Source organism: Pseudomonas sp. ADAK7, assembly GCF_012935675.1.
In the GTDB taxonomy this organism is placed as follows: Bacteria; Pseudomonadota; Gammaproteobacteria; order Pseudomonadales; family Pseudomonadaceae; genus Aquipseudomonas.
The window spans coordinates 823,402-849,577 of the sequence record NZ_CP052861.1; the positions used below are offsets into that span (position 1 = coordinate 823,402).

The 26,176-nt window shown below is 54.5% G+C and carries 22 protein-coding genes and 3 pseudogenes; 17 read left to right on the plus strand and 8 right to left on the minus strand.

The annotated features are described in order from the left end of the window. Nucleotides 1–14 precede the first annotated feature (14 nt). Nucleotides 15–2,243, minus strand: a complete 2,229-nt coding sequence (locus HKK53_RS03725; RefSeq protein WP_169369578.1) for a N,N-dimethylformamidase beta subunit family domain-containing protein — start codon at nucleotides 2,241–2,243, stop codon at nucleotides 15–17. 254 nt (nucleotides 2,244–2,497) lie between these two features. Here HKK53_RS03725 and lhpH point away from each other — a divergent pair, with 254 nt between their 5' ends. The 6 genes and pseudogenes from lhpH to HKK53_RS03755 form a co-directional block, all read left to right on the plus strand. Further along, a complete protein-coding gene (gene lhpH, locus HKK53_RS03730) occupies nucleotides 2,498–3,505 on the plus strand; it encodes a trans-3-hydroxy-L-proline dehydratase (protein ID WP_169369580.1) in 1,008 nt (335 codons plus the stop codon). Between the two features lie 124 nt (nucleotides 3,506–3,629). Then, nucleotides 3,630–4,451 carry a transporter substrate-binding domain-containing protein gene (locus tag HKK53_RS03735; RefSeq protein WP_169369582.1) on the plus strand — a complete coding sequence of 274 codons (822 nt, stop codon included), beginning with the start codon at nucleotides 3,630–3,632 and terminating at the stop codon, nucleotides 4,449–4,451. 56 nt (nucleotides 4,452–4,507) lie between these two features. Next, nucleotides 4,508–5,170 (plus strand): amino acid ABC transporter permease, encoded by a 663-nt coding sequence (locus tag HKK53_RS03740; protein ID WP_169369584.1) that lies wholly within the window; start codon nucleotides 4,508–4,510, stop codon nucleotides 5,168–5,170. Between the two features lie 10 nt (nucleotides 5,171–5,180). Further along, entirely contained in the window at nucleotides 5,181–5,834 is a 654-nt protein-coding gene (locus HKK53_RS03745; protein ID WP_169369586.1) for an amino acid ABC transporter permease, read from the plus strand. Then, nucleotides 5,831–6,553, plus strand: a complete 723-nt coding sequence (locus tag HKK53_RS03750; RefSeq protein ID WP_169369588.1) for an amino acid ABC transporter ATP-binding protein — start codon at nucleotides 5,831–5,833, stop codon at nucleotides 6,551–6,553. The genes HKK53_RS03745 and HKK53_RS03750 overlap by 4 nt, the downstream gene beginning before the upstream one ends. Before the next feature lie 209 nt (nucleotides 6,554–6,762). Beyond that, a pseudogene (locus tag HKK53_RS03755) lies at nucleotides 6,763–8,851 on the plus strand (proline dehydrogenase family protein); the annotation flags it as partial. Between the two features lie 95 nt (nucleotides 8,852–8,946). Here the strand turns inward: HKK53_RS03755 and HKK53_RS03760 are convergent. From HKK53_RS03760 to HKK53_RS03770, 3 genes are read right to left on the minus strand one after another with little or no spacing between them, the layout of a single operon-like run. Continuing rightward, complete coding sequence (locus tag HKK53_RS03760) at nucleotides 8,947–9,843, minus strand: SDR family oxidoreductase (protein ID WP_169369590.1); 897 nt, start codon at nucleotides 9,841–9,843, stop codon at nucleotides 8,947–8,949. 31 nt (nucleotides 9,844–9,874) lie between these two features. Next, complete coding sequence (locus HKK53_RS03765) at nucleotides 9,875–10,384, minus strand: DUF1097 domain-containing protein (RefSeq protein ID WP_169369592.1); 510 nt, start codon at nucleotides 10,382–10,384, stop codon at nucleotides 9,875–9,877. A 33-nt stretch (nucleotides 10,385–10,417) separates the two neighbouring features. Continuing rightward, entirely contained in the window at nucleotides 10,418–11,158 is a 741-nt protein-coding gene (locus HKK53_RS03770; protein ID WP_169369594.1) for an SDR family oxidoreductase, read from the minus strand. A 126-nt stretch (nucleotides 11,159–11,284) separates the two neighbouring features. Here HKK53_RS03770 and HKK53_RS03775 point away from each other — a divergent pair, with 126 nt between their 5' ends. Next, nucleotides 11,285–12,175 carry a LysR family transcriptional regulator gene (locus tag HKK53_RS03775; protein ID WP_169369596.1) on the plus strand — a complete coding sequence of 297 codons (891 nt, stop codon included), beginning with the start codon at nucleotides 11,285–11,287 and terminating at the stop codon, nucleotides 12,173–12,175. Nucleotides 12,176–12,629: 454 nt separating this feature from the next. On the opposite strand, the pseudogene HKK53_RS03780 reads toward HKK53_RS03775, so the two are convergent. The 3 genes and pseudogenes from HKK53_RS03780 to HKK53_RS32935 form a co-directional block, all read right to left on the minus strand. Further along, nucleotides 12,630–13,079, minus strand: a pseudogene (locus HKK53_RS03780) (site-specific integrase); the annotation flags it as partial. Nucleotides 13,080–13,163: 84 nt separating this feature from the next. Beyond that, nucleotides 13,164–13,985, minus strand: coding sequence for a methyl-accepting chemotaxis protein (locus HKK53_RS32930; protein WP_442962286.1), 822 nt, complete (start codon nucleotides 13,983–13,985; stop codon nucleotides 13,164–13,166). An 84-nt stretch (nucleotides 13,986–14,069) separates the two neighbouring features. Then, nucleotides 14,070–14,777: pseudogene (locus HKK53_RS32935) on the minus strand (cache domain-containing protein); the annotation flags it as partial. A gap of 530 nt (nucleotides 14,778–15,307) precedes the next feature. Between HKK53_RS32935 and HKK53_RS03790 the strand changes: the two are divergent. From HKK53_RS03790 to HKK53_RS03830, 9 genes are all read left to right on the plus strand, one after another. After that, on the plus strand, nucleotides 15,308–16,525 hold the full coding sequence (locus HKK53_RS03790) for an MFS transporter (protein WP_169369602.1): 1,218 nt from the start codon (nucleotides 15,308–15,310) through the stop codon (nucleotides 16,523–16,525). Nucleotides 16,526–16,553: 28 nt separating this feature from the next. After that, the gene (locus tag HKK53_RS03795; RefSeq protein ID WP_169369603.1) at nucleotides 16,554–17,471 is read left to right on the plus strand and encodes a LysR family transcriptional regulator; all 918 of its coding nucleotides are present in this window, start codon (nucleotides 16,554–16,556) and stop codon (nucleotides 17,469–17,471) included. 80 nt (nucleotides 17,472–17,551) lie between these two features. Beyond that, on the plus strand, nucleotides 17,552–18,196 hold the full coding sequence (locus tag HKK53_RS03800) for a DsbA family protein (protein WP_169369604.1): 645 nt from the start codon (nucleotides 17,552–17,554) through the stop codon (nucleotides 18,194–18,196). A gap of 67 nt (nucleotides 18,197–18,263) precedes the next feature. After that, nucleotides 18,264–18,965 (plus strand): TetR/AcrR family transcriptional regulator, encoded by a 702-nt coding sequence (locus tag HKK53_RS03805; RefSeq protein WP_169369605.1) that lies wholly within the window; start codon nucleotides 18,264–18,266, stop codon nucleotides 18,963–18,965. A 293-nt stretch (nucleotides 18,966–19,258) separates the two neighbouring features. Beyond that, a complete protein-coding gene (locus HKK53_RS03810; RefSeq protein WP_169369606.1) occupies nucleotides 19,259–19,741 on the plus strand; it encodes a VOC family protein in 483 nt (160 codons plus the stop codon). Then, on the plus strand, nucleotides 19,738–20,958 hold the full coding sequence (locus tag HKK53_RS03815) for an FAD binding domain-containing protein (protein ID WP_169369607.1): 1,221 nt from the start codon (nucleotides 19,738–19,740) through the stop codon (nucleotides 20,956–20,958). Before HKK53_RS03810 ends, HKK53_RS03815 begins: the two co-directional genes overlap by 4 nt. A 31-nt stretch (nucleotides 20,959–20,989) precedes the next feature. Beyond that, the gene (locus HKK53_RS03820; protein ID WP_169369608.1) at nucleotides 20,990–21,352 is read left to right on the plus strand and encodes a DUF485 domain-containing protein; all 363 of its coding nucleotides are present in this window, start codon (nucleotides 20,990–20,992) and stop codon (nucleotides 21,350–21,352) included. Next, the gene (locus HKK53_RS03825; protein ID WP_169369609.1) at nucleotides 21,349–23,004 is read left to right on the plus strand and encodes a cation acetate symporter; all 1,656 of its coding nucleotides are present in this window, start codon (nucleotides 21,349–21,351) and stop codon (nucleotides 23,002–23,004) included. Before HKK53_RS03820 ends, HKK53_RS03825 begins: the two co-directional genes overlap by 4 nt. Nucleotides 23,005–23,129: 125 nt before the next feature. Next, the gene (locus HKK53_RS03830) at nucleotides 23,130–24,467 is read left to right on the plus strand and encodes an OprD family porin (RefSeq protein WP_169369610.1); all 1,338 of its coding nucleotides are present in this window, start codon (nucleotides 23,130–23,132) and stop codon (nucleotides 24,465–24,467) included. 220 nt (nucleotides 24,468–24,687) lie between these two features. Here the strand turns inward: HKK53_RS03830 and HKK53_RS03835 are convergent, their stop codons facing one another. Continuing rightward, on the minus strand, nucleotides 24,688–25,212 hold the full coding sequence (locus HKK53_RS03835; RefSeq protein ID WP_202027633.1) for a MarR family winged helix-turn-helix transcriptional regulator: 525 nt from the start codon (nucleotides 25,210–25,212) through the stop codon (nucleotides 24,688–24,690). Between the two features lie 72 nt (nucleotides 25,213–25,284). Between HKK53_RS03835 and HKK53_RS03840 the strand changes: the two genes are divergently transcribed. Continuing rightward, nucleotides 25,285–26,157: an SDR family NAD(P)-dependent oxidoreductase gene (locus HKK53_RS03840; protein WP_169369611.1), complete on the plus strand. Its 873-nt coding sequence runs from the start codon at nucleotides 25,285–25,287 to the stop codon at nucleotides 26,155–26,157. The last annotated feature ends 19 nt before the right edge of the window (nucleotides 26,158–26,176 follow it).

Genomic DNA, 26,176 nt, shown 5'->3' on the forward strand with positions numbered 1-26,176 from the left:
TGTCATGGCGTCAATCACTTTTTGAAGGAAAGGTCGGAGCAGGATGAGTAGGGCGGAGGGTCATCAGTGTTGCTTGAAGCCGCGAGGAATTTGCGCAGGCAGTTTTCCAGCAGGCGCGATACGTTGTTGTCGTAGTGGTTGTGCGACAGGCTGCCGCAAAACGTGATGGACCCGACCGAGAACAAGCCGCCGCCGTTCTCGTCAATGCCGTAGATAATGTTGGAACGGATGCCACCGTAAGGTCGCGGGCCACCGTCAAAGACGCCCGGAAGCAGCAGCTCTTCGAAGGTGGTTTCAAAGGTCGGGCCATGACCTTCGGAGGCGGCAATCACCGTTACGAAGTCCGGGGTTCCCAGGTCCGAGCAGACCTGATCGATCTCGAAGCCGGCAGCGCCGCCTCCCGAAAGACCGAAGTCGCCGATTCTTTGTTCGGGAGGGATGCCTTTGAACAGGAAAGCCAATTCAGTGCGTAACGATTCCGGGGTGCGCACGTAATACGTCCCCTCGAATGCGCCTTCAGCGGTGAAGCCCACTCCGGCGACTTTTTGAGGTGCGATGCCGTTACGGCGCCACAACCCCCCGTACTCGCCATCGAGTTGGTGGTAATACTCGCCGGGCTGGCTGGCCCAAACTCGCATGCCGCCTTCCGCCCGACGCACCTCGATCATGTGCGGGTGGTTTGGGTCGCGGCCGATTTTCCAGTAGAAGCCGTTGCCGCCGAGGTACATCAATTTTCCCCCGCCTTCGCGATAAGCGATCAAGGCTTCCAGCGTGCGGCGTGTGTGATATTCAGGCTGCGTGCCGGTCAGCACGACATCGTAGTGCGCCAGGGCATCGACGCCTTCACGGTCGAGGTCTTCATCAGTGATGACATCGAACTCAAAGCCTTTGGCTCTCAACCAGTCGGTCAGGTGTGAGTCCGATGCAAAGCCGCGCATGCCCGAGCCATTCTCGTCGGGGTAGACCAGGTAGGCCGGGCGCATTGTCATGATCGGCCGCAGCCGGGACGAAAGGGTTATCCCTGAGCCATCCGGGTGGCGGTTGTAGTTTGAGTAGCCGAAGGCTCCGACCACATCCGGGTTATGCGGATAGGCATTCCATTCTCTGACCCGGTTTTGCAACGCGCCTAAGAATGTTCCGCGAGCATGATTCGCGTAGGCCATGTAGGTGAATGTGGGTGCCAGGAAGAGGATTTTTCGGCGGGGCGTGTCTGCGCCAGGCAGAACGTAGAAGGGAATGGTGTCGCTGCCTGACGGGTTGTCGACGATTAGGCCGTAGACTCCAGATGGCACACCTGCGGGCACTCGTACTGCCAGGGTCGTGCTCCATTGGCAGTCACTCAGGTCATCGGCGTGAAAAGTGATGGCTGCGTATTCATCAGGCGCGGATTTCCAGTCCATGTTTCGACCGGTCCATCCCGAAGACCGCACGCCGCGCATCGGCATGTTGACCAAGTTCAGATGGCGCGAAGGATCAATGTCATCTCCAACCGTTTGCTTGTGCACATCCTTTGCGAAAGACCAGCGCGCGAGGACTTCAGTGTCAGTTGTCGCGGCAAACGAGGAGCTGCGCAGGCAGGGCGCTTCGATGGAACCGTTGAAGCAATCGACAGGATGGCCGCTCCAGATTGCAGCGAGACAGAGGTGACCGCAGTTCTTGAGAGTGGCATGAAGCCCCTCCAGCCGGGTACTGGATTCGGCGGTTTTTCGACTGCCCATGGGCGTCGAACGGATGATGACGTCTTGCAGGCCGAAGCAGATTTCCAAGTGGCTCCATCGGTTGCTTTCCAGAAGCACGTCGAGCTTTTGGCCGGTGGGCATTCCCAGCCTTTTCAAAAGCAGCGCTCCTTGATTGAGCGCTAATGCGAAGCCCGTCGTCCCAGCCTCATTCTGCAGCGAACAAATAACCTGGTCGGTGGTGCTGAACAGTGTGGGTTTGATGAGCAGCGACAGCGTCAGGTTGCGTGCGTCGCAGAGGAAGGGCAGGGGGCCGATTGCACATGATCCGAGGTGGGTCTTTTGCTCGGTCGCGCGATAGCTTTGCTCCAGGCCGAAATCCACTTCCGTGCTTTTGAGGCCAGGGCCATGTGGATTGGGATCGCAGCAGTCCAGCCTGACGACTTTGGCGCGCATGTCCCGATCACCCGTCGAGGAAATTTTGAATTCGAGCAACTCCCCGGGCTGTGCGCTCAGTGGCGTTACGTAGCCGATCACTGCCGGGAGATCGATTTCTGAATGGGTCATACAACTATTACCTAATGTTTTATCGAATATCGTATACCATCTATCTGCTGTCAACGACATTGTGGCACTACGTGTCTCGCCGTTTTTTTTTGTTTTTTATAGACATCCGCTTTATTCGCCTCTTGGTGTTGCCGCGATGGACGGCGCCGATCAATTTGATAGTTGACGCTATTCGTTTATCGTATACCATATCTGAAATTGCGATTAGTCCATGCTATGAACCGCTTTCGAACGCTGAGATATGGAGAATAAGAATGCAGTACGAACGATCATTTGCCACGGTTGAACTGCACACGAGCGGGGAAACATTCCGCCTCGTTACCCAGGGACTCCCCAAAGTGGTCGGCGCAACCATTGTCGAGCGCAGCGCCTGGCTGCAAAAGAACGCCGACCATTACAGACGTGCCTTGATGCTTGAACCTCGTGGTCACAAGGATCTGTACGGTGGGTTTCTCACCGAACCGGTGAGTGAAGAGGCCGATTTCGGCATTATTTTTCTCAACAATATGGGCTACAGCCCTCACTGCGGGCACGGTGTCATCGCGCTGGCAACGGCTGCCGTTGAATTGGGTTGGATCGAGCGCAAATCCCCTGAGACCCGCGTGGGTATCGACGCTCCTTGCGGGTTCATCGAGGCGTTTGTCGAGTGGGATGGCAATCGGGTAGGGGCAGTACGTTTTGTAAATGTGGCGTCATTCATCTTCGAGCGGGACGTGACGGTGACCACGCCGACCTTCGGCAAGGTAACGGGTGATATCGCTTACGGTGGTGCGACCTACTTTTACGTTGATGGCCGGCCACACAATATTGCCATTCGTGAGAAAGACCTGTCGACGATCACCCAGTTCGGCTATGAAATCAAAACCGCTGTCAATGCCCGAGGCTCCTTCATCCATCCTGAAATCCCTGAATTCAATGACGTGTACGGCGTCATGGTGTATGGCGATCCTCGTCACGAGGGTTCAACCCAGGCCAACTGCTGTGTTTATGCGGATCGGGCGATTGACCGATCGCCGACGGGGTCCGGCACCGCGGGCCGAGTCGCGCAACTCTATCTGCGCGGCGAGCTGTCGGCCGCCGATGCATTGGTTAACGAGTCCATCATCGGAACTGTGTTCAAAGGCCGCGTGCTCAGCGAAACCAAGGTAGGCCCTTTGGACGCGGTCATCCCTGAAGTGAGCGGTAAGGCTCATATCTGCGGCTTCGCCAACTGGATCATCGACGAGACAGATCCACTTACCTACGGTTTTCTAGTCCAGTGATACCAACAATAATGATCTAAGAGTTGTAATTTTACTGCCCCGATAATACGTATACGATATCCAAGATACGCTAAAATCAGCATGTCTTGTTTCTGAGTTCAGCCAACAAACGAGGGGAACAAAAATGCGCATCAACCAACTCATCCTGGCCACGGCCTTTGCTGCTTTGGGTACCACCGCGGTTCATGCAGACCAGTTGGACGACATCATTTCGTCGGGCAAGCTGCGCTGTGCCGTGGAGCTCGACTTTCCGCCCAACGGCGCCCGGGACAAGGACAACAAACCGATCGGCTTCGACGTCGACTATTGCAATGATCTAGCTGCCGCCCTTGGCGTGAAGGCTGAAATCGTCGACACCCCGGACCCAGACCGCATCCCAGCAGTGCTGTCGGGACGAGCCGATGTTGGTATCGCCGTGGCCTCCGACACGCTGGAGCGTGCAAGGACGATCGGCTTCTCGATTCCCTATTTCGTCTTCAAGACCATCATTCTGGCCCGCGAAGACTCCGGCATTAAAAGCGCCGCTGACATCAAGGGACATACGGTGGGAGGCCCGGCAGGGGCGTACGAAACGGCTGCTCTGAAAGAGACGGTGCAGAAATTCAATGACCCGGCAACCAAGCTGCTGACCTATCAGTCCCAATCGGACAGCTTTCTGGCGCTCAGCCAGAAGAAGATCGATGCGACGTACACCACCGCGACAATCGCCACCCACGTGATCAGCTCGGGGAAATACCCGGGCCTGAAGATCGTCGGAGATGCGCCAGTCGATCCCGATTACTGCGCGTTCCTTGTGCAACGCCAGGAGCAGGGGCTGCTTAACTACGTGAATCTTTTCCTTAACCGCCAAGTACGCTCTGGGCGTTATGCCGAGCTGTATGCCAAGTGGGTAGGAACAGAGGGCGGGCCAGCTCCGGAACTGACCATTCCAGGTACTTATCGTTAAGGAAGCGGAGCACTCGTTCCGGAAAACAAAAACCTTTCGCGTAAAAAGGTAATCGTATGTCTTATACCTTCCAGTGGCGCCCAGTTCTGGAGTCGCTTCCGGATATGTTATCGGGGGCGGTTGTCACTCTGGAGATTGCCACGCTTGCGATGGCAATTGGTACGGTGTTGGCAGTGCTGTTGGCGCTTGCAAAACGATCGGGTAACAAAACCCTTTCAGGTCTGGCGAGTGTGTGGATTGAAACGGCGCGCAACACCCCGGCACTGTTTCAGATTTACATGGTGTATTTCGGGCTGGGCTCCATTGGAGTGGGTATCGACTCGTACTATGCACTCTTACTCGGTATTACGTTCAACAACGCAGGCTATCTGGCAGAAACGTTCCGGGGCGGCTTCTCCGCCGTCCCGGAAACGCAAGTCCGCGCTGCTCGTTCGTTGGGTATGGGGGCGGCTCAGACGCTATGGCACATCGTACTTCCGCAGATGTTGCGGGCGGTGTTCCATGCCATGACTAACCAGATGGTCTGGTCAATCCTGATGACTTCTCTCGGTACTATTGTTGGTCTGACGAGCGACCTGACGGGTGTTACTCAACAACTTAATGTCACGACTTATCGGACATTTGAGTTCTTCTTCGTCGCTGCTTGCCTGTACTACCTGATATCGAAAATATTCACGATTTGTGCGCGGCTATTAGCTTGGCGCCTGTTTCGTTATTGAGAGGTGCGCCATGTTTTTTGAAGGGACATTAGCGTGGAGCGACATCCTGTTTTTATTGAAGGGTGCTGTTGTCACAATCGCTATTACTTTGGCTGCCGTCGGTATAGGTACCTTGTTCGGTACTTTGTTCGGTCTGATAAGGGCCGGTGCAGCGTGGTGGATAAGTTCCCCCGTCGGCTGGATTCTGGATATCTTCCGTTCGGTGCCACTGTTGATTCAATTGGTGATATTCAATTCGTTCAACAGCATGTTTCGCCTGCACTGGCCAACTTATGTTGTTGCGTGTATTTGTCTCGGGGTTTATGCCGCCGCACTGTGCACCGAGATCGTCAGGAGCGGAGTGGCGGCAGTACCGACGACAACCCGTCGCGCCGCGCGATCACTGGGTTTGACCTGGCGTCAGGAAGTGGTCTCGATCACGTTGCCGATCGCCACCAGGATCGTGTTCCCGAGCTGGATCGGTTTGGCCCTCGGTATCATGAAAGACACTTCGCTGGTGATGTGGATTGGCATTATCGAACTGCTGCGCAGTTCGCAAATTGTCACAACTCGACTTCAGGAACCGCTGATAATTCTGACAATTACAGGCGTGATCTACTTCTTAATGAGCTTCCCCATTGCGAGACTCGGCGCTCGTCTTGAGAAAAGGTGGCAAATACAATGATTAAAATTGACGACGTACATAAACACTTTGGCGCCTTGCATGTTCTCAAGGGTGTCAGCCTGAGTGTGAACAAGGGCGAAGTGTTATCGATGATCGGTGGTTCGGGTTCCGGCAAGTCGACCATGCTGATGTGTATCAATGGTCTGGAAGATATCCAGCAAGGTCGTATCAGTGTCGATGGCATTCACGTCCATTCGAAAAAAACCGACCTCAATAAACTTCGGCAAAAGATCGGTATTGTATTTCAGCAATGGAATGCCTTTCCCCATATGACAGTGCTCGAAAACGTGATGCTCGCCCCGCGAAAAGTCCTGGGCAAGTCGAAGCAGGAAGCCGAGGCGATCGCTGTCGAAAAGCTCAGGCATGTGGGCCTGGGTGAAAAGCTGACGACGTTTCCAACGCGTCTGTCAGGTGGACAGCAGCAGCGGATGGCGATTGCGCGTGCGCTTGCGATGTCGCCGGACTACATGTTGTTCGATGAGGTGACGTCCGCGCTCGATCCGCAACTTGTCGGTGAGGTGCTGGATACATTACGCATGCTATCTCATGAAGGGATGACCATGATCGTGGTCACCCATGAAATGCGATTCGCCCGCGAGGTTTCAGATCGTGTTGCGTTCTTCCATAAAGGGCAGATCCACGAGTTAGGGACTCCCGAGCAGATCTTCGACCGTCCGGAAAAAGCTGAAACAGCTGACTTTTTACGCTCGGTGCTCTGAAGATTTCGCTCTTGCAATGAGAGCGGCGAATACCGCGTTTATCGGCTGATGCCGTAACCGCGGTTGTGGCGCTCGTAGCGTCATTTCACCTGGTGGCAACCATTGCCTTGTAGCGCGCTGAAGCAGCCATGAGGGTCGCTTGTGCACGTCTTCAATTCGGTCCATGACTGCTCCATTTTCCTTTTAACGGTTTCCTTGGCTGAGCTTTTATAATGGCGACTACCCTCGGCGTGAAACTCGACGACCTGACCCGTGAACGTCTCAAAACTGCGGCCGCATCGATTGATCGAACTCCGCATTGGTTGATCAAGCAGGCACTCTTCAATTGTTTGGAGAAGCTCGAAGGTGGAGCCACGCTGGATGAGTTGGTCGGCACCAACCTCGGCGGTCCGGAAGAACAAGGTGAGCTGCCGGTGGAGTCGGCTTGTCAGCCTTTTCTGGATCTGGCGGAAAATATCCATCCGCAGTCGGTGCTCAGAGCGGCGATCACTTCAGCCTATCGACGGCCGGAAGAAGAGATGGTGCCGATGCTGTTGGAACAGGCACGATTATCTGAAGAGATGGCTTCATCGACTATTAAACTAGCCTCCGGCATCGCCGAGAAGCTGCGCAATCAGAAAAACGCCAGCGGTAGAGCGGGACTTGTTCAAGGCTTGCTTCAGGAGTTCTCGCTTTCATCGCAGGAAGGCGTCGCCCTGATGTGCCTTGCCGAAGCGCTTCTGCGCATTCCAGATAAGGGCACGCGAGATGCTTTGATCCGCGACAAAGTCAGCAATGGCAACTGGCAGACGCATATTGGTAAAAGCGGCTCATTGTTCGTGAACGCGGCGACATGGGGACTATTGTTGACTGGGAAACTGGTTTCCACCCACAGCGAAACCGGCATGACTTCAACGCTCACGCGCATTATCGGCAAAGGCGGAGAACCGCTGATTCGCAAAGGCGTGGACATGGCTATGCGGGTCATGGGCGAGCAGTTTGTCACTGGCGAAACCATTGCCCAAGCGCTGGCCAATGCGACCCGATTCGAGTCCAAAGGCTTTCGCTATTCTTACGACATGCTGGGCGAAGCCGCCTTGACCGAGCACGACGCACAAAAGTACCTGGCGTCCTACACTCAGGCCATCCAGGCCATCGGTAAGGCTTCTCACGGGCGGGGAATCTATGAAGGGCCAGGAATCTCCATCAAGCTTTCGGCGCTGCACCCGCGCTACAGTCGCGCGCAATACGATCGAGTGATGGCTGAGCTTTATCCGCGCCTGCTTTCATTGACGTTGTTGGCCAAGCGCTACGACATCGGCTTGAACATCGACGCCGAGGAGGCTGATCGTCTGGAGCTGTCGCTCGATCTGCTCGAGCGGCTTTGCTTCGAACCCGAGCTGTCAGGCTGGAATGGCATAGGTTTTGTCATTCAGGCATATCAGAAACGCTGCCCTTATGTGATCGACTGTGTGATCGATCTGGCACGCAGAAGCCGTCATCGCCTGATGATCCGGCTGGTCAAGGGCGCTTACTGGGACAGTGAAATCAAGCGTGCCCAAGTGGAGGGGTTGGAGGGATATCCGGTCTATACCCGCAAGGTGTACACCGATGTTTCCTATATTGCCTGCGCACGCAAACTGCTGGCTGTTCCCGAGGCAATCTATCCGCAGTTCGCAACGCACGATGCCCATACGCTATCAGCGATTTACCACATCGCTGGCCAGAACTACTACCCGGGGCAATATGAGTTCCAATGCCTTCATGGCATGGGCGAGCCGCTCTATGAACAGGTCGTCGGTAAGGCGTCCGAAGGGAAACTGAACAGGCCCTGCCGCGTTTATGCCCCCGTAGGAACTCATGAAACTCTCTTGGCGTATCTGGTTCGGCGTCTACTCGAAAACGGCGCCAATACGTCATTTGTCAACCGCATCGCTGACCATTCGATCACTGTCCAGGAATTGGTTGCCGATCCGGTACTGACGGTGGATGCGATGGCATTTGAGGATGGGGCTTATGGTCTTCCTCATCCGAAAATTTCGTTGCCAAGGAATTTGTATGGTGTAGATCGCTCGAACTCTTCTGGGATCGACTTGGCGAATGAGCATCGCCTTGCCTCACTATCCTGTGCGTTACTCGCAACCGTAAACACTGAATGGACGGCGGCCCCTATATTAGGCGGAGTGGGTCGTCCCGGTGATCCAAAGTCGGTCTGCAATCCTTCGGATTTGCGCGATATCGTCGGACACGTTCAATCTGCTGATCTCGAGGATGTCGAACAGGCACTTGAATATGCCATCAGTGCCGCTCGCCGATTGAAGACAGGCGTAAGGTAGTGCGTGGCGCACCAATACGATCGATGGCGATGATGACGGCCCAAGGAGTTCTTGGGCCGCTTAATGGGTAGGATTGCTTTAGCGAATAGCGGCCTTGAGCAGGTCTTCCAGGCCGATGCGGCGGAACATTTCAGCCCGCACCCGGTCGCCCATAGCGTTGACGATTTCGGCACCGTCCTCGGACGGGTCGATATGGCGGCGGAACGGGCGGCTGCCGAAGGGCATGTCGACGATTTCGACGATGGCGTTAGCTACCTCACCGACATCCGCGTCCTCCGGCTCCAGGGCCGCCAGACCTTTGAGTGCCTGATCCGGTACACCGGCGTAAGGACCCTCATTGTATTCGGCGGCGCGGGCCTGGTCGGCGGGCGAGCCGGAATGTACGAAGTGATTGGTGCCCTTGGTGAAGGCGCCCGGCACGATGATCGAGGTTTCCACACCCCAGCGCGCCAACTCACTGGCGTAGGACACCGCGAGCGAATCCATCGCTGCCTTGGCCGCGAAATACGGTGCCAGATAAGGCGGAGTACCGCCGCGTGCACTGCTGGACGAAACCCAAACCACGAGCCCTCGACCCTGCTTGCGCAATTGCGGCAGTGCGGCGCGGTTGACCCGCTGAGTGCTCAATACGTTGATGTCGTAGAGCTGGGCGAACTGCTCAGGCGTAAAAGCCTCGGCGGGGCCGAAGGACATGTGCCCGGCGTTATGAACGATCACGTCCAGCCGACCGCAATCCGCAATGATTTTCGCAACGCCGGCCTCGACCGATTGACTTGAAGCGACGTCCAGTTCGACGCTACGCAGGTCGACCTGATGCTGGTCGGCGTACTGCTGTACTTGAGCCACTTGTGACGCGTTGCGGCTCAGGGTTTCACGCATGCTGGCATAGACTGTATGGCCAGCGTCGGCGAGTGCGCGGGCAGTCAGTGCACCAAAACCGCTTGAGGCACCGGTAATTAGAATGACGGATTTCATGGTATTGATCTCCTGCACAGTGAGGGTGGTTTCAGGCGTTACGGGAAAGTCGTCGTTGTATGGCATGGGACAACCAGCCGGCAAAGGAGCCGAGGCTGGCGGCGCCGCCCAGTTCAAAGAAGCTTTCCAGGGACGGTGCCAGGTGCGCGGCGAAGTAAGCGATCAGGCCGAGGAAGTAGGCGACGATATTGTTCATCGTCCGGGTGGCCCGCAGTGACACCACGACCATCGCCACGACAAACACCACGATGGGCAGAGCAAACAGGCCGAAGGTGGGGGACAGGGCACCGATGCTCAGCGCCGCGCCCATGCCGAAGACGATGCCCATCAGCACACAACCGAGGTTCACCAAGCCATCGCGCAAGGTCAACCCGCGGCTGAAGAATGCGACCCAACCGACGAACATCGCCCAGACCGGCAGGCTCAGCAGCAAGCTGGAACCTGCCGCCAGTGCGGCGGTGGCGGCAGCGACAGCGGTAAATAGCGTGAACATCAGTTTCGATTGCCCGGTGCGAGCGGTGGTGTTGCCTGGATGGCTCATGATCATCACTCCTTTCAAGGTCGATGGAACGGCTCAAACGAGGCCGCCGTTGACGCGCAGGATTTGCCCATTGACCCAGGCCGAATCAGGGCCAGCCAAGAAGGAAACCACCCGGGAAATGTCTTCTGGCTGAGCCAGACGCTCAAGCGGAGACATCTTGGCGAAAGTCTGGATCTGTTCTTCGCTCTTGCCATGCAGGAACAGGTCAGTAGCGACCGGGCCTGGTGCCACGGCGTTGACGGTGATGTTACGACCGCGCATTTCCTTGGCGAAGACTTGGGTCAGTGATTCCACCGCCGCCTTGCTCGCTATGTACGCCGCGTAGCCCGGCAGGTTCATGCCGACGGTGCTGCTGGAAAAGTTGATGATTCGCCCACCGGCATTCAAGCGGGTCGCTGCTTCGCGCAGGGTATTGAAAGTGCCGCGAGCGTGGATGTTGAAGTTCTGGTCGAACAGTTCGTCCGTGTGTTGCGCCAGCGGCATGACCTTGAGGATGCCGGCGTTGTTTACCAGCACACTCACTGTTCCAAGCTGTGCCTCGGTTTCGTCGAACAGTCGGCGTACGTCATCGGCACTTGCCACGTCGGCCTTGACCGCTATGGCTTGATGCCCAGCCTGACGCAATTCGACCACCAGCTTCGAGGCCTCGGTGGCGCTGTTGGCATAGTTGACGACGACAGCGAAGCCTTCGCTGGCCAGGTGTTTTGCGATTACCGCACCGATGCCGCGGGAGGCGCCGGTGACGATTGCAACTTTCGATGTTTGAGCCGTCATGATGATTCCTGGGAAGTGGTTTTTATGGGGTGAAGCCAGATTCACATGTTTACTCAGGGCGATAAATGCACGAAAGTTGGCTTTACTGTTCAAAAAACACCAACAATCGAACGCCTGGAGTTGGCCGTGGATCAAGTCAAAGCAATGAAGGTGTTTGTGCGGATTTATGAGCGCAGCAGCTTCACTCTCGCGGCTGAGGACCTGCATCTGCCGCGGGCGACTCTGACCCACACGCTGAACCAGTTCGAAGCTTGGCTCGGCACGCGTTTGCTGGAACGCAGCACGCGCAAGGTGCAGCCGACGCTGGACGGCGAGGCGTATTACCAGCGTTGCGTGCAGTTGCTGGCGGAACTGGAAGAAGCCGAGTTGGCGTTTCGCAGTGTGGCGCCGAAGGGGCGGTTGCGCGTGGACTTGCATGGCACGCTGGCCAAGCATTTTGTGATCCCAGCATTGCCACAATTCATGGCCCGTTATCCAGACATTGAATTGTCAATCAGCGAAGCCGACCGTTTTGTCGACCTGATCGCCGAAGGCGTCGATTGCGTGTTGCGCGCCGGCACTTTGGGGGACTCGGCATTGATCGGCAAACGCGTGGCCAACCTGCGGCAGATTACCTGCGCCAGCCCGGCATATTTACGCAAGTACGGCGAACCCCAAAGCCTCGCCGACCTGAGTCATCACCGCGCGGTGAACTACGTTTCGCGCACCACGGCCAAGCTGTTTCCGTTTGAATTCATGGTCCACGGCGAGCTGAAGGAAGTGCTCATCGAGGGCGCACTGTCAGTATTCGGCGCAGAGATCTACGCGGCATCGGCGATTGCCGGGCTCGGCATCATTCAGTGCCCGCATTACCGAATAGAAACGCAGATTGTCCAAGGGCTGGTGAAAGAGATTCTGACTGACCTGCCACCGCCGCCTATGCCAGTTTCGGTGCTTTACCCGCACAACCGCCACATGTCGCCACGGGTGCGGGTGTTTGTGGACTGGTTAGGGGAGGTGTTTGCTGAGGTGCGATGATGTGAGGGGGGAATGAGTATCAGGCCAGTAACGATCTTTGGAAGCGTGAACTCGAACGGGCACCTAACGTGTTCTAGTTTTATAACACGGTAATGAATATGGCAAAGGTGCAGCCAGATCGCTTCACAGGCTGTAGCGTGGCGAATATGGTTTTTGATTTTTCTGACTGCGCTTTTGGCCGACCCTGTTGAAAATTACGCCGAAATCGTCGCCGTGAAAAATGACGCAATGGAGATTGAAATCTGCCGGGTTTTGAGTGACGAACCGTGTCAGCTTTTTCATACGAGCGCGTAAATGATGCATTTCTAGCCTCAAACTCGACTGCTGTGACTACCCCGGCTTTTTCACCAGAATCGGCCGAAAGCTACCGCTGAGCACCGACAATAACCGGACACCACAGGCCCTTCGTGTCTGTCTCAGTAAGCTAGGTCAATTCAGTATTGATGAATCTGACCTATGAAGGCGGCAGGGATCCAGTGACGGCGGATGCTGGAAAAAACATCACCGACTCGGTCGGTGGGTGCTCGTAGGCTGAGGACAGCACGGCACTGAGCCGATCGCCCAACAGGTTCCAGGCGCGTTTCTTTTCTTCGGCATAATCGTGATGCAGGTAGTGGCGCCTGACGCGAGAACCCGCTAGCACATGGTTTTGGCAACGATCGATGACGTCCAGGCTGACCCCCAAAGCCTGCATCATGGTCGCGCCCGTGCGGCGTTGATCATGCGGCGTCCAGTCACCGTTCTGGCCGTCGGCCAGCACCAGCGTGTCGTCGTGACGCCGTCGTGACAGGGCCTTGCGGTTTTTGAATCGGGCCTGGCGATCGCCGACCTGTTTGCTCACCACTTTCACGTCCACATGCTGATCATCTTGCTTGTTGGGAAAGCACCACTGAGAGTCGCCGGTGAAACGTCACGGAGTCTTTTTCGCTTATTCCGTTAGGATGGAGAAACCCGCCTTAAATCCGCAAACTAATTCAAAGGCTCACATCTAAATCCGAAACTGTCCAACCAAACGGCCCAGCCGGTTGCCTAGGTCAGTGAGATTTCTAGAGGCTTGCGCGCCATTTTTTGCGTCCCCGGCGACTACGTCAGCCGCCTGGGAGATGTGAGTCATGCTGCGGTTTACTTCCTCGGCGACGGCGGTCTGTTCTTCGGAAGCGCTGGCGATCTGAGCATTCATGTCATTAATTGTATAAATGAGTCGGCTGATGGCATCCAGAGACAATCCTGCCTGATTTGCCAGCTCACCCGTTAGTTTCCCTGATTCGCTGGAGCGGCTCATTGTGACCATGGCGTCTTGAGTGCCTTTTTGAAGCAGACTGATCATCCCATGGATTTCCTGAGTGCTCTTTTGCGTACGGCTGGCCAGGGCTCGAACTTCGTCCGCGACCACTGCAAATCCACGTCCTGCATCGCCGGCCCTTGCGGCTTCAATGGCAGCGTTCAATGCCAATAGATTGGTTTGTTCTGCGATAGAGCGGATGACGTCTACTACGCCAACAATCAACTGCACATCCTTGTTCAGGCTGTCGAGAGACGAACTGCTTTGCCCGATTTCTTCAATCAATGAATGAATGCTATCGATGCTCTTGTTGACGACATCTCTTGCCTGCCCACCTACATCGCTGGTTTCTCGCGCTGCGTGTGAAGCACCTTGGGCGCTGACGGAAACCTGCTGCGCAGCCGTGGACATTTCATGAATGGCGGTCGCTACCTGATCTGTCTCGTGGCGCTGACGATCCATGGCCTGCTCCGACCTTTGTGCTTGGGCCGCCATATCTTCGACCAGTTCGGATAATTGCCCGGTCATCTCGGCAATCTGTCGCACAAGGCTATGGATTTTTTCCACAAAGAAGTTGAACGAGTGAGCCAAATCGCCCAGCTCATCGTTGCTTGAAATCGGCAAACGGTGTGTCAGGTCTCCATTTCCAGCGGCAATGTCGTCCAGGTTCTTTTTGATGACCAGCACTGGTTTCACAATGCTGTTGCCAAGCCAAATGGCGATCAGCGCTACGAGTAGCAACACGCAAAAAGCAAGGGTGAGTATGTATGACGTGTACTGGCCGATCCGCGTATAGCGCTCACTGGCGATGGCCTGCACCTGAACTTCAAGATCGTCCAGATTTACTTGGGTGCCCAAGATCAGATCCCACTTGTCCAGGTAAACGGTGTAACCGAGCTTGGGCGTAGGTTTAGGGCTGATGGGCGTCTGCCAATCGTAGCGAAAAAAATGAGTGCCGGTCTTGGCTGCTTCAACCAGCCCGCGAATGACATACACGCCGTTGGCATCTTTGCTATCGACAAAACTCTTGCCGATATCGGTGTTCAGGTTTGCAGAGAACACTCGAACAGACGTGGAGTCATAGCCGTAAAAATAGTTTTGTTTATCGAAACTCAGCGTTCGCAAAATTTTCACGGCCTGATCGCGAGCCTCCAGATCTCCATAGCGGGAAGCGTCATATATCGACTGAATCGAAGCTTGGGCAATTTCCATATAGTGCTTCAGTGACGTTTTTCGCTCGTTGATCAGGAGCTCGCGCGTCTGCGCAACCTCCTCGGACGCCAGCTTTTGCAAAACCCAAAAGGTGGTGCCGCTGATCATCGACGCCAGTAAAAGGCCGGGGATAATCGCCAGAAGGATGACTTTGCTACGAAGATTAAGCGTCACGATGAGTTTCGCCTCACTCAAGAGATTTTATTGTGACCCACCCATTTTTACCTTGAGCCAATTGGCTCAGCGCGGCATAAAAGTAGGGGGTGTTTTTGGTTGAAGCTCGGCTCTCCATTTTTATGAAAAGAGTCTTTAATGATCGACTGATCAATAGTAGTCTACGCCCAGCGGAAACCGCTTGTCGATGCTCGGCCATAGATGGAGGTTTCACCCCACGCGGGCAGGTATCGATTTCAAAAAGTAGGAGTGGCCAACAATGAGTGACTCGATCAACTCCTCTTCATTGAATCAAGCGGGGTCGTTCACTGAGCGCGGGTATCTTGCGCACGACGCAACGCGACGTTGCGTCCTGTCCATATTCTCTCGAGGTGCAGTGCCGCCTATGTTGTTGGCCTGGCAAACATGAATGCAAGTGACCTTCAACGGAGAGTCACCGCTGTCGAACCTCAGGAGTCTATGACATGGGCGTTTCTACAAGTGATACAGCAGCGACGGTACAAAAAGCATCGATGACGAAGGGGCTGGTGCTTCTGTTTGCTTTTTGTTGTGGTGCCATCGTGGCCAACATCTATTACGCACAACCGATTATTAGCTTGATCGCCCCGGATATTGGCATGTCGAATGGAAGCGCGAGCTTCATTGTTTCGCTGACCCAGATTGGTTATGCGCTCGGATTGTTTTTCCTGGTGCCCTTGGCGGACTTGGTAGAAAACCGCCGGCTGATGATCACGACGATCGTGATTACGATCTTCAGCCTGATCGCCGCCGGTTTATCCAAGCAGCCGAGTGTATTTCTGGTGGTATCGGCGCTCATCGGTTTCAGCTCAGTCTCCGTGCAAATGCTTATCCCATTGGCCGCACATCTGGCACCGGAGGAGTCTCGCGGCCGGGTGGTTGGCGGGATTATGGGGGGATTGCTGCTGGGGATTCTGCTTGCGCGTCCGCTGTCGAGTCTGGTTGCCGATCATTTGGGCTGGCGGGCCGTATTTATTGGCGCCGCTGCCTTGATGCTCGTTATCTCTATCGTGATTGGCATGACCATGCCCAAATGGCAGCCGACCCATCGCGCGTCTTACGGTCAATTGCTGAAGTCCCTCGGCGAACTGTTTTGCCGTGAGCCTGTATTGCGTCATCGCGCGCTCTATCAAGGGCTGATGTTTGCGGCGTTCAGTTTGTTCTGGACCGCCGTGCCGCTGATATTGAGTCGTGAGTTCGGCCTCACGCAAAGTCAGATTGCGATTTTCTCTCTGGTTGGCGCCATCGGTGCCATTGCCGCGCCTATCAGTGGCCGACTTGCTGATGCAGGGCATACCCGACGAGCGTCCCAGCTGGCCATGGTGCTGGGAGTATTGAGTTTCCTTCCTGCCTTCATCAATCCCTTTTACGGTGTGATTGGGTTAGCGGTCACCGGTGTAGCGCTGGATTTTGCTGTGCAAATGAACATGGTGCTGGGCCAGCGAGCTGTCTATGCCCTGGGCACTGCCAACAGAGGCCGCCTGAATGCGTTGTACATGATCAGTATCTTTATTGGCGGCGCAATGGGTTCTTCGGTGGCCAGTTCGCTTTATGAACACGCCGGGTGGCTGGCGATTGCTGCGGCGGGAAGCGCATTGTCATTGATCGCTCTAGTCGTCTTCTCGGTGGTTTCTCGTCGGACCCGAATTGGCGCAATGCGCTAGATGAACAACGGCTGAGGCAAGGAGTGTCATGGACAAGTTGCTCGCATTGAAGATGTTCGTCCAGGCTGTGGATTCGAAGGGCTTTTCTTCTGCCGCTCGACAGTTAGGCCTGGCGACGTCTTCTGTTACTCGGATGATCGATGGGCTTGAGGCGGAACTGGGCGCTGTCCTGCTTAATCGATCCACGCGTCAAATCTCATTATCAGATGCCGGGGCCGCCTACTACTTGAAAGCGCGGGAGGTACTGAATGCTGTTGCCGAGGCGGATGCCTCGGTCACTGACCGCGGGGAGCTCCCTGCAGGGCATCTTCGTATTTCCGTGCCTGTAGCGCTTGGGCGCCGTCTGATTGCGCCTCATATTGCCTCGCTGTTGAAGCGTTACCCTCAACTTGTGTTGGACATGACGCTCTCCGACGACATCGTTGAATTACTGGGGGAGCGCGTCGATCTTGCGATCCGATTGGGGTCGGCAGCAGTCATGGATGGTGTCGTCAGTCGTCCCGTCGGTCATTTCAGACGCCGGGTGGTGGCCAGCGCCGAGTACCTGGATACACATGGTTTTCCTGAACATCCCATGGACCTCATGCAGCACGAGTGCTTGCTTTTCAGTTATGGCCCAAAGCAACAGGTGTGGACTTTCTTAAAGGAAGGTGAGGAGACTCGAGTTCCGATTGAGGGCCGCTTCAAAAGTAACAATGCGGAAGTTTTGCGTGAAGTTGCGCTGGCGGGTGGCGGGGTGGCTTTGTTACCTGACTGGCTCGTCAACGACGATATCGGCAGCGGTGATTTGACTTCATTGTTTGAGCCTTTTGTTATCAATCCGAACGAGGCCAGTTCGGCCATTTCTGCGCTGTATCTTCCCAATCATCGTGGCTCCAAGCGCGTCAATGCGTTTATCGATTTCATTAGCGAATTGCTAGGGCCTGAAGGCTTAGTCGAGAGCTGATCGCTTCATTGTTGTTTTCGAGCACTTGACGAAACAAACCCCTTTCGCCGTGTGGGCACGGCAGATCCCCGGAGAATTGAATGAGCACTGCGACATTGCATTACATCTACGACCCGTTCTGTGGCTGGTGCTATGGCGCGGCGCCGATGATCACGGCGGCCACCGCGATTCCTGGTCTGGAAATACAGGCTCATGGCGTGGGCATGCTCTCGGGGGACAAAAGCAAGTTGATGTCGGGTGAGTGGCGCGATTTTGTTCGTCCTCACGAAGCCCGGATTACTGCATTCAGCAAACAAACCTTCGCGGACGCCTATGTTCAAGGCGTACTGGAACATGAAAATGTCCAACTGGACTCTTCACCACCGATTGCAGCGATGTTGACCGCTCAACAGCTTTCCGGACGCGGCATCGAAATGCTCAAACGCCTGCAATTTGCCTACTACCAAGAAGGCCAGGCCATTGCTGACCGAAGGGTAATCGCTGGAATTGCCGATGAGCTTGGGTATGAGCCCGAAGTGTTTATGGCAACTTTTGATGCGATCACTGCAGACTCATTGCAGGACCACATCGACCGCAGCAACGGGATGCTTGAAGCTCTGAATGCGCGCGGCTTTCCGGCATTTGCGCTGGAGATCGATGGCCAAATGGAAGTGTTGGCCATGGGGCATTACTTAAGCCGACCCGCCTTGTTCAAGAAGGATATTGAAAGCCGTCTGGACAAATAGGTGGGGTTCATAGCCAGTACATTCTTTTGTTTTGTATGATGCCTCAATGAAGCTCCAGCGAGGCGTTATGCAAGACTCAAAAGATAGCGACGGGAACGAATCGAGAAAATCAGCGAAACCGACGACTCGGCGCCTTTCGCCCGAGGTCAGAGAAAAGCAAATCGTGCAGAAAGCTATTGAGCATTTTGCGACGTGCGGATTCTCGGGCAGTACCCGTGAGCTGGCGCGACAATTGGACATTACCCAACCTTTACTCTATCGATATTTCCCCAGCAAAGAGGCACTCATAGACCGCGTGTACGACGAGGTGTATCAGTGGGATTCTTCGTGGGAGTCGATGATCAAGGATCGATCCGAGCCCCTCCAGTCTCGCCTGGTGCATTTCTACACCTCATATGCTCGTGTGATTCTGCGCCGAGAGTGGATTCGTATCTTCGTATTTGCCGGGCTGACACGTGAAGGTATCAATGATCGGTATCTGGCTAAGTTGCGTGAGCGGGTATTCATTCCTGTCATTGCAGAAATCCGCCACGCTCATGGATTGGCGCCGTCCTCAGGTGAAACGATCAATGAAAAAGAGCTCGAACTGATCTGGAGTCTGCATGCCAGCATTTTCTATATCGGTGTGCGCAAATGGATTTACGATCTTCCAGTGACTGAAGACATTGATGCACTGATCGAGCAAATGGTCGATGCGTTCCTTAACGGCAGTCCTCACGTACTGCAGCAAGTCGATAACGATCTCGGTGGGAAGCCTCGCTTGAATTGATCGGCTTCGATTCGCCGTTTCCTGCCTCCTGATCTCCTGTTTTGCCCCTCTTTTTTGTCGACCACTCATCACCTGTTTCAGCCTTCAACTGAACGGGTGCTGAAGGGCGCACGCGCACCATCCTGTGCTGAAAAGCCCTTTCCCAACGCCTGAAGCCCGATCTCTGTGGGCGACGCCACATCGTGGTTCAAGCTTGTCCTCAAAAATTTGATCCTCCATCTATTTACTTCGATTTCGTCAGGTCGTATTGTTTATCAACTGATAAATAAATACAAAAAACTGTTGGAGGCACCATGCAAGTCGTGAAGCTCGCTCATTACTCGATACGGTCGTTCGACCTGGAGAAGTCCAGCCGATTTTATGAAAGGGTGCTCGGTTTTACTCCTGGCTACCGGCCGCCATTCGATTTTCCTGGCGTTTGGTTGTACATGGGAGGAGATGAGAAGGACTTCGGCACGGTCCACATTATCGGGGTTGATCCTTCCAACCCTGAAGGCCTGAAGAAATACCTGGGCGACAAAGAAATCCCGCTCACAGGCACTGGAACCGTTGATCACATTGCTTTTCTGGTCACCGGCCTGGTCGAGTTCTGGAACGTCTTCAAAGCCGAAGGGATTGCGTGGCGTGATCGCACCGTTCCGAGTCTTGGCCTGCATCAGGTGTTCATCGAAGATCCGTCAGGTGTCACCATCGAGCTTAATTTCCCGGCCTCCGAGATCGATGCGGTGGGTTCTTACGCCTCCCATGCCGCTGCGACTGTGGGAGAGCAGCCATGATGAGTTCCTTGACCAAGTCCCGCGCCATTGTCGTGGGCGGCTCGCTGGGCGGCCTGTTTGCAGCAAATATGCTGTTGCGCAAAGGCTGGGACGTTGAGGTCTTTGAACGCGTTCCGGATGAACTCGCTGGACGAGGCGCGGGGATCGTTACACATCCTGAATTGTTCGAAGCGATGGCCGCAGCGGGAATTCCCCTCGACGCATCTGTGGGTATTGATGTGCTTTCGCGCGTCACTTTGGCCCAGGACGGCGATGTCGTACTTGAGAACGCACTCCCACAAACGCTAACTGCATGGGGGAAGATGTACCAAGTGCTTCGCTCTGCATTCCCAGACTCGCTGTATCGCTGCGGTGGCAGTGTGGTGTCGGTCGAAAGTACTGAAACCCATGCCAGCGTTACATTGGCCGATGGGACGACTCATCAAGCAGACGTCATTATTGCGGCTGATGGGTTTCGGTCGACGATTCGCCAACATTTTTTACCCGATGTGCACCTGCAATATGCCGGCTATATCGCATGGCGCGGGTTAGTCGATGAAAGTGCTCTGTCTGATGCTGCCCACGCCGCACTTTTCGATAAATTCGCATTTTGTTTGCCCCCGCATGAACAGATACTGGGGTATCCAGTCGCCGGGCATTCCAACAGCACTCTGGTCGGCGAGCGCCGTTACAACTTTGTGTGGTACCGCACCAGCGGTGACGATGACTTGAAGGATTTGCTGAGGGATGAAAGCGGTAAACAATTTGAAGGTGGTATTCCTCCGGCGCTGATACGCCGTGACGTGCTCGACAATATGTACAAGTCCGCAGAGACATTACTGGCTCCGCAGTTTGCCGAAGTCGTCAAGAAAGCTGCTCAGCCGTTATTCCAGCCAATTTACGATCTAGAAGTACCGAAGATGAATTTCGGACGTATCGCATTGCTCGGCGACGCGGCATTTGTGGCGCGTCCCCATTGCGGGATGGGGGTTACCAAGGCCGCCGGTGATGCTTTGGCAATCGTAGAGGCACTGGAGCGACATGCATCCGTTGAAGTGGCATTAGCGGACTATAGCGAGCAACGCAGTCGTTTCGGGGCGTCGATTGTTCAGCACGCCAGGCATCTTGGCGCGTATATGCAGGCGCAACTGAGCAGCGAGGAAGAGCGTGAAATGGCGGAGTTGTACCGGACCCCGGAAGCCGTGATGCGTGAGACTGCAGTGCCCGTGAAGTTTTAATTCAGCCAAAAGCCATTTGCAGGAGATCACCATGGAACATGCATATCCGCAAGACGGTGGCCCGACCATGCCCGCTGAGCAGGTTGACGATACTATTCAAAACCCGATTCTCGAAAATCCGGAGTTTCGTGCTTTGGTAAAACAGCGCCGACTATTTTCGTGGAGCATGACGGCACTTATGCTCGCCGTCTATTTTGGTTTTATTCTTTCCCTGGCCTTTATACCTGCCCGTTTGGGTACGCCTATCACAGAAGGGCAGCCGATGACGTGGGGCGTGCCAATCGGTTTTGGAATGCTCGCTTTCACGATTCTCCTCGTTGCTGTCTATGTCTGGCGCACTAACACCTGCTACGACCCTAAACTAAAAACAATTATCAGGAGCTTCAACAAATGAAGCGTCTACTTATTGCAATCTACGCCATGCTTGCTTCGGTAACGGTATACGCGGCCGACGTCCCTGGCGCCGTACAAAAACATAATCCCATTGCCATCGGCATGTTTTTGGCATTCGTTATTTTCACTCTGTTCGTCACACGGTGGGCGGCACGCAAAAACAATAGCGTCGCGGATCACTATGCCGCAGGAGGAAAAATTACCGGCTTCCAGAATGGGTGGGCTATCGCGGGCGACTATATGTCTGCGGCGTCTTTGCTAGGTATCTCTGCCTTGGTTTTCACCAGTGGATTTGATGGGCTGATTTACTCGATCGGCTTCCTTGCCAGTTGGCCAATCATTCTGTTTCTGATTGCGGAGCCATTGCGAAATCTGGGGAGGTACACCCTGGCAGACGTACTGTCCTATCGGCTAAAGCAGCGCCCCATACGAGCATTCTCGGCCTCCAGTTCCATTGTGATCGTATTGCTTTACCTGGTTTCTCAACTGGTAGGTGCCGGAAAACTGGTTGAGTTGCTGTTTGGTTTCGATTACACCGCAGCGGTGCTTCTAGTGGGCACGCTTATGGTGATTTATGTTTTCTTTGGTGGGATGTTAGCAACCACCTGGATTCAGATTATCAAGGCCGTATTACTGCTGACCGGCTGCGTGTTCATGGCTTTCATGGTGCTGTCGCAATTCGGATTCAGCCTGAACCACCTGTTTACTCAAGCGACCCAAGTGCATCCTTCCCATATCGCAATCATGAGTCCAGGTGGCCTGATTACCGACCCGGTGTCTGCGATTTCCCTAGGATTGGCATTAGTTTTCGGCACGGCAGGCCTTCCACATATTCTCATGCGGTTTTTCACTGTCGGTAACGTCAAGGCCGCGCGCCAAAGTATTCTTTATGCCACAGGTCTGGTCGGCATCGGTTATGCCCTGATCGTTATCATTGGCTTCGGCACTATCGCCCTGGTTGCCAGCAATCCCGATTATCACGATGCATCAGGTGGCATATTAGGCGGAGTTAACATGGTTGCGATTCACCTCGCACACAACGTTGGCGGTAATGTTTTCCTGGGATTCATGTGTGCTGTGTCGTTCTCGACGATATTGGCGGTAGTGGCAGGGCTCACCCTTGCAGGCTCGTCTGCTGTTTCACATGACCTCTATGCACATGCCTTGCGCCGAGGCACCGCCAGCGACCGTGAAGAGATGCGCGTCTCTCGCGTTACAACCATAGTGTTGGGTGTGCTGTCGATTCTATTGGCCATTGCTTTTGAAAAACAGAACATCGCATTTATTGTGAGCTTAACGTTCTCCATCGCCGCAAGTTCCAATTTCCCCGTGCTGTTATTGTCGATTTACTGGAAGGGCCTGACGACACGTGGCGCCGTGATTGGCGGATCGCTGGGGCTCGTATCAGCCATTACCCTATGCATTCTTAGCCCGACCGTGTGGGTCAAGATCCTCCATAATTCGCAAGCCTGGTTCCCATACGAATATCCAGCCTTGTTTTCCATGGCCGTAGCATTTGTCGGTATCTTTTGGTTCTCTATTACCGATCGCTCGGTCAGTGCCATCGATGAACGCAATCGATTCGAAAATCAGCTGGTCGATTCTGAACTGGGTACGCCGGCTACATGGAATGCGCAGCTGAAAGCTGATTAATTCGGGTTTTTACTCTCCACATTAACTCTTTGCTGCATGAAAGTGCAGCTCATGTGAATACTTGCGCCTGAAAAGTTACTATGTAGTTTATACAACAATAATAATCTCAACTTTGGTGTGAATAAATGAAATGTACTTTGACTGTTGCAGTCGCCATGTGTGTATTGGCGCAGCAAGCCCATGCGGCGGGTTTCATCGATGACAGTAAAGCGGCGCTTAAACTGCGTAACTTCTATATCAATAGCGATTACCGAGATTCAGCGACACCCGCTCAGAAAGCCGCCAACCAGAGCTATCAAGCTGAATGGGGACAAGCCTTTCAACTAGAGTTCATATCGGGTTACACCCCCGGGCCCGTAGGCTTCGGGGTTGATGCGTTAGGCATGTTGGGTGTCAGACTGGATTCAAGTGCTGGCAAGCATGGCAACCCAACGGGGACAAACTACGGCGGCATCGTGTTTCCAAGCGACGACGATCATGCGGTTGACGATGTCTCCAACCTCGGGTTGACCGGCAAGGTAAAAATATCCAAGACCGAACTGAAACTCGGAACCCTGGTTCCAAAACTGCCAGTGATCTTCAGCAATGACGGACGGTTATTGCCACAAACCTGGCAAGGAACCCAGGTTACTTCGGCAGATATCAAAGACCTGACCTTGGTGGGCGGCCAAATCGACGAGGTGAAGGGGCGTAACTCCAGCAACAATGAAAATATGTCCATCGCGGGTGCGAACAATGCGGTCACAGGTCGCTTCAGTAATAAATTCATCTACGCCGGTGGCGATTATAAGCTGACCAAAGATCTAACCTTGCAATACTATTACGGCAATCTGAAAGATTTTTATAAGCAAAACTTCTTGGGGCTCATTCACAACTGGGCAATCGGTCCCGGGGTGCTGACCAGTGATGTTCGATATTTTAATAGCAAAAATGATGACGCAAACGGCCATGATCCTGCGTATTTCACGACAGGCTACTACGGTGGAAATACATTAAAAGGGGAGGTCGATAATAATCTGTTCAGTGGACTATTTACCTACGCCGTCGCGGGCCATACCTTTGGAGCAGGTTATGAAGTCAGCAATGGTAAAAGCGACTTCCCGTATTTAAACCAGGGCGATGGCCCAACCACCTATACCATTACTGAAATGCAGGTTCAGAAATTTGTTCGTGCCGGCGAAAAGTCATGGCAAGCCCGTTATTCTTTTGACTTCGCAAAAGTGGGTTTGCCAGGAGCCACAGCGGGTGTTGTGTATGTCAAGGGGGATGATATTAATACTGTTGCTTCCAGCAATTCCAGCGAATGGGAACGTGATATTACGTTGGCCTATGTCGTGCAATCGGGCCCGTTAAAAGGCTTTGGCGTGATGTGGAAAAATGCAATGGTGCGTAACAACATCCCCAACGCTCGTCAGCAAGACGAAAATCGCGTGATTATCAATTACCAACTGGCGTTGTTTTAGTTTCTTGATCGAGGGCGCTTCAGGGCAGATATTCAGGTATCAAAAATGTATTCGGTGGACCGGTCGAGTGTGACGGGCCGCTGTAACTGACAGGCAGCGCTTTTACAAGTGTTGCGTGTACATGTCGTTCTCTTCCAACGGCATGTTTTATAGAAGAGCAACATTTCCCTTCGATGGGGTAGGGCGGTGCAAGTGATCCTTCACCGCCTTTTTTATTCCGTCACGCTGACATTCTGTTGAATCGACGCAGCAATTGCGTCAGTTGTTCCAGGTCCTCATCGTTCCAGCCGTCGATACGCTGCCGAAAATCGTCGCCTTTGTGAGCAATGGCCTGGCGGATTCTGGCACGGCCTTGATGGCTCACATTCAAAAGGGTGCCTCGACCATCCGAAGGATCCGGTTGCGCCTCTACCAGTCCCAAGTGGATGAGTCTCGCCGTCAACCTGCTCGTCGCGCTGCGATCCATCGCTACAGCCTCGGCGACACCACTTACCTTCGCCGGCCCGAACGCGTGCAGCCAGTGCGCGATATGGAACGCTGCGGGTGGCAACTCTGGGTGAAATTCGGCTGATGTCGCGACCGTCAGGGCACGCGAGGCACTCAGCAGCGCACTGAACTGTTCACCCAGAGCGAGAACCAGAAGCTCTCGATCGTGAGCGGGCTGAGTGAGCGATTTGTTTTTTGGTGGTTCCATTCCCGTCTTTTCCCGTTTCTGCCTGCGAAAGCCTGTCGGCGGTTTGTTCATGGACAAATATGCATTCGAGATTATAGTGGACTTTAATCCATTAAATGCCTTCGCGGACAGTGAAAAAACACAATGAATACCAACGTCACCATTGTCCTTACAGGCGCCACCAGCGGAATTGGTCAGCTTGCTGCCATCGAGTTGGCCAAGCGAGGTGCCCATCTCGTTCTGACTGCGCGTGACAAGACAAAGGCTGCTGCAACCTGCGAGCGCATTCATGCGGCTGCACCTGATGCGCGTATCGACGTTCATTACGCGGATTTCAGCAGCCTCGATTCCGTTGCGGCGCTCGGCTTTGAACTCGCTTCGCAATACGAGCGTATTGATGTGTTGATCAACAACGCTGGCATTCACGCATTTGAGCAGCGTGTCACCGTTGATGGTCACGCCGAGATGCTCGCGGTGAACTACCTCGCCCCCTGGCTGCTGACAAACGGCTTGCGAGATACGCTGGTTCGGTCGGCTCCTTCGCGAATTATCACTGTCGCTTCAGAGGCGTCGAGACGCAGCGGCGGGCTGGATCTGGAACGAGATCTCTTCGACACCGCTCCATTCACGCGCCTTGGCTCTTCGAAGAGCTATTCGAAAACCAAGCTGATGGACATCATGTTTTCGCAGGAACTGGCGCGTCAGCTTCAAGACACCGGCGTTGCGGTGAACTGTCTGGACCCAGGCTTCAACGTCACGGGGTTTGGCCGCGAGCTGGGATTCTCTACGTTGCTGGCCAGGGCTCTAAATGGGTTGCGCATCGGTGATCCGCAGCGCGGTGCGGACATCATCGTCCGCTTGGCTACCGATTCAGATCTCTCTCCGGCATCGGGTGGCTACTTTTCGGTGAAGGACGCGAAACCTATACAGCCTACGCCTCCAGCGGATAACGTCACCGCCTGCCAGGAACTGTGGGCGGCGACGTCAGCCCTGCTCGCCAGACATTACAGGGCTTAACGTCAATACCGCCCGGATC

Bases quoted from the DNA above. Each gene is read 5' to 3' on its own strand.
- HKK53_RS03725 (WP_169369578.1), bottom strand. From the start codon at position 2,243: ATGACCCATTCAGAAATCGATCTCCCGGCAGTGATCGGCTACGTAACG.
- lhpH (WP_169369580.1), top strand. From the start codon at position 2,498: ATGCAGTACGAACGATCATTTGCCACGGTTGAACTGCACACGAGCGGG.
- HKK53_RS03735 (WP_169369582.1), top strand. From the start codon at position 3,630: ATGCGCATCAACCAACTCATCCTGGCCACGGCCTTTGCTGCTTTGGGT.
- HKK53_RS03740 (WP_169369584.1), top strand. From the start codon at position 4,508: ATGTCTTATACCTTCCAGTGGCGCCCAGTTCTGGAGTCGCTTCCGGAT.
- HKK53_RS03745 (WP_169369586.1), top strand. From the start codon at position 5,181: ATGTTTTTTGAAGGGACATTAGCGTGGAGCGACATCCTGTTTTTATTG.
- HKK53_RS03750 (WP_169369588.1), top strand. From the start codon at position 5,831: ATGATTAAAATTGACGACGTACATAAACACTTTGGCGCCTTGCATGTT.
- HKK53_RS03760 (WP_169369590.1), bottom strand. From the start codon at position 9,843: ATGAAATCCGTCATTCTAATTACCGGTGCCTCAAGCGGTTTTGGTGCA.
- HKK53_RS03765 (WP_169369592.1), bottom strand. From the start codon at position 10,384: ATGAGCCATCCAGGCAACACCACCGCTCGCACCGGGCAATCGAAACTG.
- HKK53_RS03770 (WP_169369594.1), bottom strand. From the start codon at position 11,158: ATGACGGCTCAAACATCGAAAGTTGCAATCGTCACCGGCGCCTCCCGC.
- HKK53_RS32930 (WP_442962286.1), bottom strand. From the start codon at position 13,985: ATGACCGGGCAATTATCCGAACTGGTCGAAGATATGGCGGCCCAAGCA.
- HKK53_RS03790 (WP_169369602.1), top strand. From the start codon at position 15,308: ATGGGCGTTTCTACAAGTGATACAGCAGCGACGGTACAAAAAGCATCG.
- HKK53_RS03795 (WP_169369603.1), top strand. From the start codon at position 16,554: ATGGACAAGTTGCTCGCATTGAAGATGTTCGTCCAGGCTGTGGATTCG.
- HKK53_RS03800 (WP_169369604.1), top strand. From the start codon at position 17,552: ATGAGCACTGCGACATTGCATTACATCTACGACCCGTTCTGTGGCTGG.
- HKK53_RS03805 (WP_169369605.1), top strand. From the start codon at position 18,264: ATGCAAGACTCAAAAGATAGCGACGGGAACGAATCGAGAAAATCAGCG.
- HKK53_RS03810 (WP_169369606.1), top strand. From the start codon at position 19,259: ATGCAAGTCGTGAAGCTCGCTCATTACTCGATACGGTCGTTCGACCTG.
- HKK53_RS03815 (WP_169369607.1), top strand. From the start codon at position 19,738: ATGATGAGTTCCTTGACCAAGTCCCGCGCCATTGTCGTGGGCGGCTCG.
- HKK53_RS03820 (WP_169369608.1), top strand. From the start codon at position 20,990: ATGGAACATGCATATCCGCAAGACGGTGGCCCGACCATGCCCGCTGAG.
- HKK53_RS03825 (WP_169369609.1), top strand. From the start codon at position 21,349: ATGAAGCGTCTACTTATTGCAATCTACGCCATGCTTGCTTCGGTAACG.
- HKK53_RS03830 (WP_169369610.1), top strand. From the start codon at position 23,130: ATGAAATGTACTTTGACTGTTGCAGTCGCCATGTGTGTATTGGCGCAG.
- HKK53_RS03835 (WP_202027633.1), bottom strand. From the start codon at position 25,212: ATGAACAAACCGCCGACAGGCTTTCGCAGGCAGAAACGGGAAAAGACG.
- HKK53_RS03840 (WP_169369611.1), top strand. From the start codon at position 25,285: ATGAATACCAACGTCACCATTGTCCTTACAGGCGCCACCAGCGGAATT.